The organism is Nocardia nepalensis (assembly GCF_048910785.1).
GTDB classification, from domain to species: Bacteria; Actinomycetota; Actinomycetes; order Mycobacteriales; family Mycobacteriaceae; genus Nocardia; species Nocardia nepalensis.
Genome location: NZ_JBKBET010000020.1, coordinates 1,108,408 through 1,120,606, shown reverse-complemented (window position 1 = coordinate 1,120,606; position 12,199 = coordinate 1,108,408). Strand labels below are relative to the sequence as shown.

The window sequence follows — 12,199 nt, the reverse complement described above, 5'->3', positions numbered from 1 at the left end:
CGGGCGCGCGCTCGCGCTGGGAGAATGGTCCGCGAGGGCCACGCCGCGTGACCCGACGAAAGGTGTGATCGGTGAGTGCATCCGTCGACATTTTGAGCCCGGACAAGCCCAAACGAGTGCTGATCGTGGCCTCGAATCCGTCGGTCTCCCGGCAGACCGGTTGGCCCATCGGCTTTTGGTGGGCCGAACTCTCCCACCCCTATTGGGAATTCGTCGAACACGGCTATCAGGTCGATATCGCCAGCCCGGACGGCGGCGCGCTGGTCGCGGACTCCTGGAGCGATCCGCGCGACGAAACCGGCTACAGCGCAGAGGATCTGATCAGCCTCGGCTTCATCTCTTCGCCGAAACATGCTGCGCTGGTCGAAAAAACGCTGGCCCTCGAGGCCGTGAATACTGACGAATACGACGCAGTGTTCCTGGTCGGCGGCCAGGCGCCGATGTACACGTTCATCGATGACACGCGCATCCATGACCTGGTTTCGGCGCGGGTCGCGGCCAATCGGGTGGTAGCGGTCGTATGTCACGCGACCTGCGTGCTGCTCAAGGCGATGCTTCCGAACGGGAATCTGGTGGTCAACGGCCGCACCTGGACCGGCTTCGCGAACTCCGAGGAAGACTATGCCGACCAGTTCGTCGGCCGGACCATCCAGCCGTTCCGCATCGAGGACGAGGCACGCAAACTCGACGGCACCAATTTCATTGTGGCAAGCCGCTTCAAGCCGCACGCCGTGCGCGACGGCAATCTGATCACCGGCCAGCAGCAGTATTCCGGCGCCGCCGCGGCCCGCCTGGTGATCGAGGCGCTCGGCGTGTAGTCGGGCATTGGCGAATCCGCCCGTCAGCACCGTCGCCGTTCGTTGTTCCGGTCAGGGAACAATTCCCGTGACACCGGGCAGTTCGCCGAATCTGGCCTTGGCATCGAGCGAAACGACGGTCCGGCCGGTCTCGGCGGCGTGGGCCGCGATGATCAGATCGTGCGCGCCACGTGGCATGCCCGCGCGGCGCGCATGGGCGATGAGTTGGGCATGGTGAGTGGCTGTCCGTTTGCTGTAGTCCAACACATCGATGTCTGCCAGCAGCAGATCCAGCCTGCGGGATCGAGCGGCCGCCCGTACCTGGGTATCGGCCAACTCGATACCGACCCGGAACTCTGCGACGGTCACCGCCGCCACGGCGAGTTCGTCGTCGTCGAAGAGGGTCCTGTCGATCGTTCCGCGCTCGTAGGCGATAAGGACTCGGGTATCGAGGATCAGGCTTCGTCCCACGGATCCCTCATGTCATCGGAGATCAGTGACAAGCCGTTGGCGATGTCGGATTCGTAATTCTCGTCGAATGGCGGCACATCGGTGTTCTCCAACGCGAGTCGCAGGTCCCGGCCGGTTCGTTTCGGTGCAGGTGTGATGGTGGCAACAGTGTGTCCATGTCGCACGATAGTGATAGTTTCACCGCGCTCGGCGCGGTCGAGCACGGCGGAGAAGTTCCGTGATGCTTCGGCAGCCGTCATCGTGGTCATGAATTCAGAATATCTGAATCAAGTGGTTTCGGTGGCATCGTTCCCGCGCCGGTACCCGCAGCCTCGACGGCAGCACCTGCTCCAGCTTGGTGAGTGCGCGCAACGAACTGTCCTCGATACCCGCGATCGTGCCGCCCGCCGCGGTGCGCAGCCCCACGGCCACGGCCACCGCCTCATCGTCGTCCAGCAGCAGCGGCGGCAGTTTCGCGCCAGCGCCGAGCCGGTATCCCGCGACGCCGGGGGTCGCGTCCACCGGATAGCCGAGATTGCGCAGCTTATCGATATCGCGGCGCACCGTGCGCACGTCGACCTCGAGGCGTTCGGCGAGTTCGGTGCCGGTCCAGTCGCGAGGCGTCTGCAGCAGCGACAGCAGTCGCAGCAGGCGCGCGGAGGTTTCCAACATGCCCGAAAGTCTGCCGCAAACCTAGGGCCGAACCTGTCCTAGGCGGCTCATAGCGTGGTTCTCATGAGCACAGAGATCACCCCGTTCCGCATCGAAATCCCGCAGCAGCAGCTAGATGACCTGCGCAATCGTCTCGATAACGCGCGGTGGCCCGCACCGCTGCCCGGCGACGGCTGGGACATCGGCGTACCGACCACCTGGCTGCGTGACCTGGTCGACTACTGGCGCACCGAATACGACTGGCGCGCGGCCGAGGCCCAGCTCAACAGCTACCCGCAATTCACCACCGAGATCGACGGACAGCGCATCCACTTCCTGCACATCCGTTCGCCCGAGCCCGATGCGCTCCCGCTGCTGATGACGCACGGCTGGCCCGGTTCGGTCGTCGAATTCCTCGATGTGATCGGACCGCTCACCGACCCGCGCGCACATGGCGGCGACGCCGCCGATGCGTTCCACCTCATCATTCCGTCGCTGCCGGGCTTCGGATTCTCAGGTCCGGTCGGCGACGGCGGCTGGACCATCGAGCGCATCGGCGCCGCCTGGGCGGAGCTGATGCGCAGGCTCGGCTATACGCGCTATGGCACGCAGGGTGGCGATATCGGCGGCTCGGTCAGCCCGCAGGTCGGCCGGGCCGCGCCGGACCATGTCGTCGGCGTGCACACGAATGGTGGTCCCGGTCCGATCCCGACACAGCAGCTGTCCGAGCAGGAGTTGGCGAGCCTGACCGATCTCGAACGCGACCGGATTCGGCGCATCGCGGCGTTCATGCAGGAGGAATTCGGCTATATCGCCATCCAGTCCACCCGGCCGCAGACCCTGGCGTACGGGTTGGTGGATTCGCCGGTGGGGCAGCTCGCCTGGATCATGGACAAGTTCCGCGAATGGACGTATCCGCGAAATGTGGACCCGGACAAGATCATTGACCGCGATCGGCTATTGACCAACGTGATGCTGTACTGGCTCAACGCAACCGCCGGTTCAGCGGCGTATGTCGGCTATGCGCAGCGCGGGACCCGGGGTGAGCCCAAGCCGAATTCCGGTGTGCCGACTGCGGCGCTCATGCTCGCGCATGATGTCTGCATACGTCGGTATTGCGAGCCGGAGAACACCTTTACGCGGTGGACCGACGTGGATCACGGCGGACACTTCGCGGCGCTCGAGGAACCGGCGCTGCTGACAAGCGATGTCCGCGAGTTCTTCCGCGACCTGCGCTGAGAACATGGGCCTGTTCCGGCATGTCGCGGCCGGAGCAGGCCCACAATCGATGCAGCAGGATCGTGGCAACGCAGAGGTGAGCGCCGTGAGCGAGCCGAGAAGGATTACCCAGCAACATCGAGAGGACTTCTGGCGCCGCTGCGGCTGGGCGCCGGATCTGCCCGACGCCGAAAGACGCCATATCGAAGAACTCTGGGACGACGAGTCCATCGATATGGCGGAGCTCTTCGGCTGGTAGGCGTGGTCAGGCCGTGAGTTCACCGGCCTGCCGCCAGGAGTCGCGTTCGGCGGCAAAGGCTTCGGCTTGTCGTGCGCGGAACCCGTCGATGGATTCGGCATTGTCGGACAGGAACCTCCGGTAGTCGGCGAGGGCGAATTCGCCGTCCTCGGCGCGCACTTCGACATTGCCCGCCGCGAAATCGGCGCGCAGGTCGAGGAGTTCGTCCGCCTCGACGGGGTACCAGCGGATCCGGTCGAAATAGCGGAGCAGCCAGGGGGATTCGTCGGTGCCGGGATTGCGGTGATTCCAGACCTGGGTGGTGCGGCCGACGAACTGGTAGCCGCCCGGACCCTCCATACCGTAGATGCACAGGTAGGCGCCGCCGATGCCGACCGCGTTCTCCGGAGTCCAGGTGCGGGCCGGGTTGTATTTGGTGGTGACCAAGCGGTGGCGCGGATCGGTCGGCGTCGCGACCGGCGCGCCGAGGTAGACGTCGCCGAGGCCGAGCACCAGGTATTCGGCGCCGAATACGGTGTCGTACACCTGCTGGACCGAGCCCAATCCGTTCATCCGCCGGATGAATTCGATATTCCACGGGCACCACGGGGCATCGGCGCGCACGCCGTGCATATAGCGGGTGATCGCCTCGCGCGTCGACGGATCGTCCCAGGACAGCGGTAGATGCACCGTGCGACTGGGCACCACGAGTTGATCGGAGGCGGGGATGTGCTGTTCGGCCTCGGCCAGCAGATCCAGCAGCGCGGGCACCGGCAGGATCGCCGGATCCACCCGGATCTGCAGCGACCGCACCCCCGGCGTCAGCTCGGTCACACCGCGCACGCCGACCGCCAGCAGATGCTCGTGCAGGGCGTGCACGCGGGCGCGCAGACCGAGATCCAAGGTCATAGCGCCGTATTCGACGAGCACGCCGTCGTCACCCTGGCGACGGTAGGTCACGCCGGTCTCGTCGTCGACATCGGTGCGGCGCAACACACCGTCATCGCCGTCGCCGCCGGAGGAGAGCACGGTGGACCAAGCGGCGCGCCGGGCCGGTCCGAGTTCCCGGATCGGGGCGGCGCGATCGGAGCGGATCGGGACGAAGCGCACGGCATCGCCGGGGCAGAGTTGGCCGAGCTTCCACCGGTCGGCGGCGACGACGGTCACCGGGCAGACGAAGCCGCCGAGGCTGGGACCGTCCGGTCCGAGCAGGATCGGAGTATCGCCGGTGAAGTCCAGTGCGCCAACGGAATACGGGGTGTCATGAATATTCGATGGGTGCAGCCCGGCCTCGCCGCCATCGGTCCTGGCCCACTCCGGTTTCGGTCCGATCAGCCGGACGCCGGTGCGGTCGGAGTTGAAATGCACCTCGTAGTCGGTGCCGATCACGGTGTCGAAATCGGCGCGAGTGAAGAACTCCGGCGCGCCGTGCGGCCCCTCGGTCACGGCCAACTCCCAGCGCTTGGCCAGCACCGGCTGCTCCTCCATCGGCACCGCCACGGCGACCTTGCCGCGGTGAGCGCCGAGGGGCAGCACCACACCGGCGCGCAGCGCGTTGCCCGCACTGCCGCCGAACTTGCCCAGCGTGAATGTGGCTGCGCTGCCCAGATATTCGGGTAGGTCAATGCCGCCCGCGATCAGCACGTAGCAGCGCATGCCCGGACCGCGCACGGCCCCGATATCGAGCACCCCGCCCGCCGGAACCTCGACCGTGCGCCACTGATGCACCGGAGTCCCGTTCACCCGAACATCGGTCGGCGCACCCGTCACACAGACCCACGTCGGCGCCGAGAACTTCAAAGCCGGTCCACCGAGCGTACATTCGAGCCCCGCCGCCCCTTCGGCATTGCCGAGCACCCGGTTCCCGAGCCGGAAGGACAGATCGTCCATCGGACCCGACGGCGGCACCCCGACATGCCAGAACCCAACCCGCCCCGGCCAATCCTGCACCGTCGTAAGCATTCCCGACCGCATCACCTCGACCTGCACGACCGCCGACAGCTCGGTGTCGCTCGCTGGGTGCATCTCGGGGGTGTCCATCACGGCAGTGGCGGGCGTATCGGCCCGCCCGGTTCGCGTGGCAGTGTCTGTGCGGTCGGTCGCATCGTCCGGGGTGGCTTGCTGCACGACCGCCGACAGCTCGGTGTCGCTCGCTGGGTGCATCTGGGCTGTGTCGATGACGGCAGTAGTGGACGTATCGGAGCGCCCGGTTCGCGTACCACCGTCGGCCTGGCCCGGCGCGTTGTCCACGGTGGTCTCCTGTGTGGCCGTCGCCGTCGCTGCGTTGCTCGCTGGGTGCATCTCGGGGGTGTCCATCACGGCAGTTGCGGGCATATCGGAGCGCCTGGCACCGTCTGTGCGGTCGGGTGGATCGTCCACGAACTCGTTCGCACCGGACTGCACGTCGGCGGAGGTCTGCATGCCGTCGTCCACCGAGAGCTCGGTGACAGTCATCGGGTCACCACCATGCGCACGGGAGTGGGGTCGAAGCCGTTGCAGGGGTTGTTGATCTGCGGGCAGTTGGAGATGAGCACCAGGGTGTCGATCTCCGCGCGGAGGGTGACTTTCTTTCCGGGAGCGGATAATCCGTCGACGATGCCGAGGGTGCCGTCGGCCTCCACCGGAACATTCATGAACCAGTTGATATTCGAGACCAGATCTCGTTTGCCGAGGCCCCATTTCAGCGCCTCGGCGAGGAAGTTCTCCACGCAGGCGTGCTGGTGGCGGGTGTGGTGGCCGTAGCGCAGCGTATTGGACTCCTGGGAGCAGGCGCCCGCGATGGTGTCGTGATTGCCGACCTCGTCGGCGACGACGGTCATCAGAGCGGTGCCCGCGTCGGTGAGCAGCACGCTGCCGGTGCCGAGGAAGATATTGCGCTGGGCGGTAATGGTGGCCTGTGCGCTGTAGCGGTCGGTGTGGTCGGCGGCCGAGTACAGCAGGCAGTCCACCGCCTGATTGCCGTGCAGGTCGATGATTTCGAGCTGATCACCCGCGCGGACCACGGTCGACCACGGCGCGCGTGCGGGCACGGTTTCGTCGAGGACGACGGTTCGGGTCGTTGCCGCGCTCATGCCCCTACCTCCAGAGTCGCGGCCGTCCAGGCCTGTTCGGTGTTCTCGACCGCCCGCAGGTACTCGGGGTCGGAATTGTGTCGCACGGCAAGCTCCTCCGGTGCGGACCAGGCGACGATGTCGAGATCCGTCGCGGGCCGGTCATCGAGCGGATGCGCGGTGTCGGCGATGAGCACGACCACCGGCAGGTGGATGAGCAGATCGACCGATGCTCCGGGGGCCGCACTGCCGGTAGCGGTCAGCGCGCCATCGGCTTCGACGCGCACGCCACGGAAGAACGACACGGTCGGCGCGATATCGCGCGGCTCTAGTCCCTGCTTGGTCCCCGCGAGTCGCAGCAGTGCTCGCGCTTCGGGCGTCGGTCCGCACAGCGTGTCGTGGCGGCCCGAGGTGTCGGCGACCATGGTGGCCAGCACTCGGCCCTGATCCGAGAGCAGCGGATGCCCGGTACCCGGATACGCCTGCCACGGCACCTTCACGGTATCGGCGACATTCAGTCGCTCCCACGGTGCGTCGGCGCGCAGCAGCAATACGTGCGCGCACGCAGCACCGTCGATATCGCGCAATCGAACCCTGGTACCGCGACCGAGCACGATGTTCGCGTACCCGCCGGCCGGAATGCGTCGTGCGAAAGTGATCTTCGCCGCCGCGATATCGTCCGGCAGATCGGGCCCCGCAATCTCGGCGGCGGCCGCTTGCGACCGGGCGTGCGCCCGTGCTCCGGTGGTGGAGGCTGTGCTGATCATCGTCGATCCTTTCGATGCGATATGTCGGTCGACCGAGCTGTCGCTCAGGGGAGCGCGACTTCTCCGCGATGCGCGCGGTAGGCGAGCGGATGGGCTGGCGCAGATCGGTTGTTGTATTCCGTGGTGGCCGCCGGTGTGGTGTGCGAGTTGCTTCGCGGTCGGGCGCGGTGCGTGCGGCGCATCACGCGGTTTGGATCGTGCGCGGCGGCGGATAATCGACCCGCCACCGCGCACGGCCCGGTCAGGCGGGTTGGGCTGCGGGTTCGAGGCTTTCCTCGGTCTTCGGCCCTGCGTTGACGATGCGGTGCACGACAACCCCGACCGCGATCACAACCAGCACGAAAAGCGGTGCGGCCCAGAGCATCCACCAGCCACCGCCATTGGGCGTGTAGACCTCCGCGCGCGGCCAGGCCAGGTTCACCGCCATCGCGATGCCCCAGACGACGGCGAGCGCGTTGATCGGAATACCGAAGCGGCCCAGGCCGAACAGTGCCGCGTCGCTGTCCCAGCCCTTGATCCGCCGCACCAGCAACGGCACGGTGACCAGCAGATACGCCAGGTAGAGCGTCACGATGCACACACTGGCCAGGGTGGCGAAGATCGCGGCATTGCCTACATTGAGCACGAGCAGGCCGATGCCCAGTACTCCGATGATCACCGACGGCAGCACCGGAGTGCCGAAGCGCGGATGCACCGCGGCGAGGCGAGGAGCGAAGGGCAACTTGCCATCCCGCGCCATCGAGAACATCAGGCGCGAGCCCGCGGTCTGAATTGCCAGGGTGCACACCGTGATCGCCACCGCGACGCACCCGAGCAGCACCTTGCCCGCAGGGCTGTCGAGCTTCGAGGTGAGCACATAGGCCAAACCCTCGGTGGACAGCGAACCGTCGTCCAGGCTCGGCGCGGCCATGAGCGCTCCGAGTAGCAGCAGTCCACCGCCGAGTGCCGAGACCGCGAGTGCGGTCAGGATGGTGCGCGGGGCGACCCGCCGCGGATTCTTGGTCTCCTCGGAAAGCTCACCGGCGGAATCGAATCCGACCATCACGTACGCGGCCATGAGACCCGAGACGAGGAATGCGGCCCAATACGGCCCCGGGGAGGCCTGATCGGTCTGCAGCACCACACCCGGCCCGCGCTCGGTGTGGGTGAAGAACAGCGCGATGATCGCCAGCACGCCGACGATCTCCACGGTGACGCCGATCGAATTGATCCGCGCCATCAAATCGATGCCGATCACATTGATCACCGTGGTGATCACCAGCAGAATGCTGCCCAGCAGCACCGCATTGGTGGCGCCGGAGGTCGAGGTGAGCGCGGCGTCATCGCCGACGATCTGGAATCCGCTCCAGATCGATGGCAGCACCACCTGCAGCGCGATCGCGGCCGCGGCGGCGGTAACGATCTGCGCGATGACCATCATCCACCCCGCGAACCAGCCGACGACCTCACCGCCGAGCCGCCGCGACCACTGGTAGATACAGCCTGAAATCGGGTAGCGCGCGGCCAGTTCGGCGAAGTTCAGCGCGACCAGGAACTGTCCGGCGAACACGATCGGCCAGGTCCAGAAGAACGCGGCCCCGCCGAACGAATAGCCGAAGCCGAAGAACTGGAAGATCGTGGTGAGGATGGAGACGAAGGAGAATCCGGCCGCGAATGAGGCGTAGCGGCCGAGCTTGCGGTGCAGCACCGGTTGATAACCGAAGCCTGCCAGGTCGGCGTTGTCCCGGTTGGCGTCGGGCGGTGGGAGGACGGGGGCGACTGAATCGACTTTGGTGGCCATGGGTTTCCTTCGCGAGCGGCCAATACCTATCAGATGACAGTTTTGCGTTTGCGATCGCGCTTTCGATGTCCCCCGTGTATCGCTTCCGGGAACGCCGGTAACTTCTGCATTGCCTGGATTTCTATCGAGTGACAGAAACCTCACGCCCCGCCGGGCGCAAAAACCATCAGACCGGTCTGAATTCTATGGCGACGGCGGGCCGTACCGGATGCGGTGTCAGAATGACGTCGTGGCAAATCCCGGTCCCGGCCGTCCCCGTCTCGACCAGCGACCCCGTCGCGGCCGGACGCCGCGCGCCGAGATCCTCGACGCCGCCGGAGAGCTCTTCACCACCAATGGCTATGCCACAACCTCGACTCGCGCGGTCGCGGATGCGGTCGGGATCCGGCAGGCCTCCCTCTACCACCACTTCGCCGCAAAGGACGACATCCTCGACGCACTGCTCGCCGAAACCATCGCCGGCCCCTTGGAACTCGCCGAACGCCTGCGCGAGGTGCGGGAACCGGTGCACACCAGGCTGTACGCGCTCGCCTGGTTCGACGTACGCCAGCTGTGCGCGTCGCACTGGAATCTGGGCGCGCTGTATCTGCTCCCCGAGTTGCGCACCGAACGCTTCGCCGCCTTCCGGCTCCGCCGCGACGAACTACGCAGACACTACGAGACTTTGGCTGCGGAAGTCAGCGCTGAGTCCGGCGTTCCCGGGGCCGAGGCCCTGCCGTTCCGGCTCGTGGAGACGGTGATCAGTATCCGCTCGGACGAGGGCAGCGCGCCGACCCACGCGGAACGCGCCATCCCCGACGCGGTCCTGCGGATGCTCGGCTGGTCCGGCGATCTGGACGGACTCCGCGCCGATGCGAGTGAACTCCTCCAGCGGCTGGTGGCCTGAATCTCCTGCGAGTCAGGACTTTCCCTTGGCGGGCACCCAATCCATACCCCAGCCGTAGGCCAAGTCGACGGCCTGGTTGAGGAAGATCGACGGATCCGCCGGACGCGGCAGGAATACGCCCTCGCGCCGCACGACCAGCTCACCGTTGATGTTCTCGATGAGTGCGAGCACCATGCGTCGCGAGTCATTGGTGCAACCGTCGACGCTCATTTCGATCGGCGGTGCGCCTACCGGATACAGCGTCGCGGTGGCTTTGACGCCGCGAAAGTCCGGCGCACCCTCGTAGAGCGAGGCGAACACCAGGATTCTGCGAAAGTCGGCCGTATGGTCGAGATTGATATCGAGGTTCTCGCCGTTCGCATTGGCCCCGGTGCGGTCATCCTTGTCGAGCCGGATATAGGGCGACTGCTCCAACGAGCCGAAATTACCGATCGCATGAATGGTCCCCTTGGACCCGTCCTGCAACTCCCACAGGCAGCAAAGATCCAGATCGAGCGCATCCCCGGTCTTCCGCTTACCGAAGATGCCCTTCCCCGACGGCGAGGACCAATTCAGGTTCACCCGCATAATGCCCTGAGTAGCGCCGGTCTTGGTAAGCGATACCGCCGGAGCGTCCTTGGTCAGCGAAATCTTGCTCATGTTGATCGGCGCAGGTTGCGTCGGCTTAGATGAGACCGGCGGGGCGAACTGCTGCGGTGGTGCGGGCTGTTGTGATGGCGCGAATTGCTGCGGCGGTGGTGGGGCGGGCTGCTGTGGGGGTGCGTACTGCTGCGGCTGCGCGAATTGCTGTGGTGGCGTGGGCTGTTGTGGGGGCGCGAATTGTTGTGGTGGCGCGTAGTGCTGGGGCGGCGCGGGCTGTTGCGGTGGCGCATACTGCTGCTGCTGTGCGTACTGCTCTGGTGGCATCGGTTGTTGCGGTGGTGCGGGTTCGTCGTCGACGGAGATGCCGTAATCGGTTGCCAGACCGGCCAAACCGGAGGCGTATCCCTGTCCGACGGCGCGGAACTTCCAATTGCCCTGTCGCCGATATAGTTCGCCGAGTACGAAGGCGGTTTCGGTGGTGGCGCCGACGCTGTCGAAGCGCGCGAGTTCGATGCCGTTGGCCGAATCCACCAGTCGCACATGCAAACCCTGGAACTGTCCGAAGGCGCCGCCGTCCGCCGAGGCCGCGATCACGACCGTCTCGATCTGCGGCTCCAACTGAGGCAGGCTGACCGACAACACATCCAGGACGGTCGGGCCCTGCTGCTTGCCCTCGTATCGCACCGCGCCGGATGGATGGCCGGGCTGGTTGTAGAAGACGAAGTCGCTGTCCGAGCGCACTTTGCCATTGGCGAGCAGCAACGCCGACGCATCCGCATCCGGCACGCCGGGCCCGGCCTGCCAGCCGAGTTCGATACGAACCGTGGACGTCGGTACCGCCACATTGGCGCCCTTGATCATCGACATAAATACCCCCGCAATCGTTTCGAGTGACTCTAGTCTTTGCCGTGGGTCGCTCTGAACTCGAATCCCCAGTTGTAGATTCGGGCGATCTCGCGCACACCACCGCCGGGGCGGCCCGCGGGCGGCCGGATGAACGTGCCGTCGCGGCGAACCATCAACTCGCCGTTGACATTCTCGATATGCGCGAGAATCACATCGCGGGAGTCGTCGTGGCAGCCGCTGATGATCATTTCGATCGGCGGCGAATTGAGCGGGTACAGCGTCGCGGTCGACTGCACGCCCTGGAAGTTGTTCGCCCCCTCGTAGATCGAGGCGAAGACCAGGATCCGGCGGAACTGCGCGGTGTAGTCGAGATTGATATCGAGGTTCTCGCCGGTCGCACTGCTGCCGGTCCGGTCGTCCTGGTCGAGCCGGATGAACGGCGGGCGATCCAGCGCGCCGAACGAACGGTCAAGGGCGCGAACCGATCCGATCCGGCCGTCGGCCAGCTCGAAGAAGCAGCAGAGATCGAGATCGAGACGATTGGCGCGCTTGCGGCCGAACAGACCGCCGCCGCCGGTCTGCGCCGTGGTCCAATTCAGATTGACCCGCATCGTGCCAGCGGTCGCACCGTGCTTGGCCAGCGATACCGTAGGCGATTCCTTCGTCAGCGAAACCTTGCTGAGATTGACCGGTCCGCCCGTCGAAGCGGAACCCGCAGGCGCCGAAGCGAATTGGTTCGACGCCGTTGGCGGCGCATAGGGCTGCTGCGCAGGGTTGGGCGGGTAGGGCTGTGCCGTCGAGCTGGGCGCGTAGGGCTGTGCGGTCGGATCAGCCGGGTAGGGCTGTGCCGTCGGATCAGGCGGGTAGGGCTGTGCGGTCGGGCCAGGCGGGTAGGGCTGTGCGGTCGGGCCAGGCGGGTACGGCTGTGCGGTCG

General features: G+C 66.2%; 11 protein-coding genes and 2 pseudogenes. 4 read left to right on the top strand and 9 right to left on the bottom strand.

Annotated elements, in window-relative coordinates; genetic code table 11:
• Positions 1–71 precede the first annotated feature (71 nt).
• Entirely contained in the window at positions 72–818 is a 747-nt protein-coding gene (locus tag ACHQ4I_RS16410) for a type 1 glutamine amidotransferase domain-containing protein (protein ID WP_420772563.1), read from the top strand.
• A gap of 51 nt (positions 819–869) precedes the next feature.
• Here the strand turns inward: ACHQ4I_RS16410 and ACHQ4I_RS16405 are convergent, their stop codons facing one another.
• The 3 genes and pseudogenes from ACHQ4I_RS16405 to ACHQ4I_RS16395 all read right to left on the bottom strand — a co-directional run.
• Positions 870–1,268: a PIN domain-containing protein gene (locus tag ACHQ4I_RS16405; protein WP_420772562.1), complete on the bottom strand. Its 399-nt coding sequence runs from the start codon at positions 1,266–1,268 to the stop codon at positions 870–872.
• Positions 1,253–1,516, bottom strand: coding sequence for a type II toxin-antitoxin system Phd/YefM family antitoxin (locus tag ACHQ4I_RS16400; protein WP_420772561.1), 264 nt, complete (start codon positions 1,514–1,516; stop codon positions 1,253–1,255). The genes ACHQ4I_RS16405 and ACHQ4I_RS16400 overlap by 16 nt, the downstream gene beginning before the upstream one ends.
• A 55-nt stretch (positions 1,517–1,571) precedes the next feature.
• Positions 1,572–1,919 (bottom strand): annotated as a pseudogene (locus ACHQ4I_RS16395) (helix-turn-helix transcriptional regulator); the annotation flags it as partial.
• 63 nt (positions 1,920–1,982) lie between these two features.
• On the opposite strand from ACHQ4I_RS16395, the gene ACHQ4I_RS16390 reads away from it, so the two are divergent.
• Together ACHQ4I_RS16390 and ACHQ4I_RS16385 are read left to right on the top strand one after the other, a co-directional pair.
• Positions 1,983–3,137: an epoxide hydrolase family protein gene (locus ACHQ4I_RS16390; RefSeq protein WP_420772560.1), complete on the top strand. Its 1,155-nt coding sequence runs from the start codon at positions 1,983–1,985 to the stop codon at positions 3,135–3,137.
• An 85-nt stretch (positions 3,138–3,222) separates the two neighbouring features.
• A complete protein-coding gene (locus tag ACHQ4I_RS16385) occupies positions 3,223–3,375 on the top strand; it encodes a hypothetical protein (protein ID WP_420772559.1) in 153 nt (50 codons plus the stop codon).
• 6 nt (positions 3,376–3,381) lie between these two features.
• Here ACHQ4I_RS16385 and ACHQ4I_RS16380 read toward each other — a convergent pair whose 3' ends face one another.
• The 4 genes from ACHQ4I_RS16380 to ACHQ4I_RS16365 form a co-directional block, all read right to left on the bottom strand.
• Positions 3,382–5,379: a 5-oxoprolinase/urea amidolyase family protein gene (locus tag ACHQ4I_RS16380; protein ID WP_420772727.1), complete on the bottom strand. Its 1,998-nt coding sequence runs from the start codon at positions 5,377–5,379 to the stop codon at positions 3,382–3,384.
• 425 nt (positions 5,380–5,804) lie between these two features.
• A complete protein-coding gene (locus ACHQ4I_RS16375; protein WP_420772558.1) occupies positions 5,805–6,425 on the bottom strand; it encodes an urea amidolyase associated protein UAAP2 in 621 nt (206 codons plus the stop codon).
• Positions 6,422–7,168: a DUF1989 domain-containing protein gene (locus ACHQ4I_RS16370; RefSeq protein ID WP_420772726.1), complete on the bottom strand. Its 747-nt coding sequence runs from the start codon at positions 7,166–7,168 to the stop codon at positions 6,422–6,424. The genes ACHQ4I_RS16375 and ACHQ4I_RS16370 overlap by 4 nt, the downstream gene beginning before the upstream one ends.
• A gap of 244 nt (positions 7,169–7,412) precedes the next feature.
• A complete protein-coding gene (locus ACHQ4I_RS16365) occupies positions 7,413–8,951 on the bottom strand; it encodes an amino acid permease (RefSeq protein ID WP_420772557.1) in 1,539 nt (512 codons plus the stop codon).
• A 229-nt stretch (positions 8,952–9,180) separates the two neighbouring features.
• Here ACHQ4I_RS16365 and ACHQ4I_RS16360 point away from each other — a divergent pair, with 229 nt between their 5' ends.
• Positions 9,181–9,837, top strand: coding sequence for a TetR/AcrR family transcriptional regulator (locus ACHQ4I_RS16360; protein WP_420772556.1), 657 nt, complete (start codon positions 9,181–9,183; stop codon positions 9,835–9,837).
• A 12-nt stretch (positions 9,838–9,849) separates the two neighbouring features.
• On the opposite strand, the gene ACHQ4I_RS16355 is transcribed toward ACHQ4I_RS16360, so the two are convergent.
• Entirely contained in the window at positions 9,850–11,286 is a 1,437-nt protein-coding gene (locus tag ACHQ4I_RS16355; RefSeq protein ID WP_420772555.1) for a TerD family protein, read from the bottom strand.
• A 29-nt stretch (positions 11,287–11,315) separates the two neighbouring features.
• Positions 11,316–12,199, bottom strand: a pseudogene (locus ACHQ4I_RS16350) (TerD family protein); the annotation flags it as partial.

Bases quoted from the DNA above. Each gene is read 5' to 3' on its own strand.
- ACHQ4I_RS16375 (WP_420772558.1), bottom strand. From the start codon at position 6,425: ATGAGCGCGGCAACGACCCGAACCGTCGTCCTCGACGAAACCGTGCCC.
- ACHQ4I_RS16380 (WP_420772727.1), bottom strand. From the start codon at position 5,379: ATGCACCCAGCGAGCGACACCGAGCTGTCGGCGGTCGTGCAGGTCGAG.
- ACHQ4I_RS16400 (WP_420772561.1), bottom strand. From the start codon at position 1,516: ATGACCACGATGACGGCTGCCGAAGCATCACGGAACTTCTCCGCCGTG.
- ACHQ4I_RS16365 (WP_420772557.1), bottom strand. From the start codon at position 8,951: ATGGCCACCAAAGTCGATTCAGTCGCCCCCGTCCTCCCACCGCCCGAC.
- ACHQ4I_RS16355 (WP_420772555.1), bottom strand. From the start codon at position 11,286: ATGTCGATGATCAAGGGCGCCAATGTGGCGGTACCGACGTCCACGGTT.
- ACHQ4I_RS16390 (WP_420772560.1), top strand. From the start codon at position 1,983: ATGAGCACAGAGATCACCCCGTTCCGCATCGAAATCCCGCAGCAGCAG.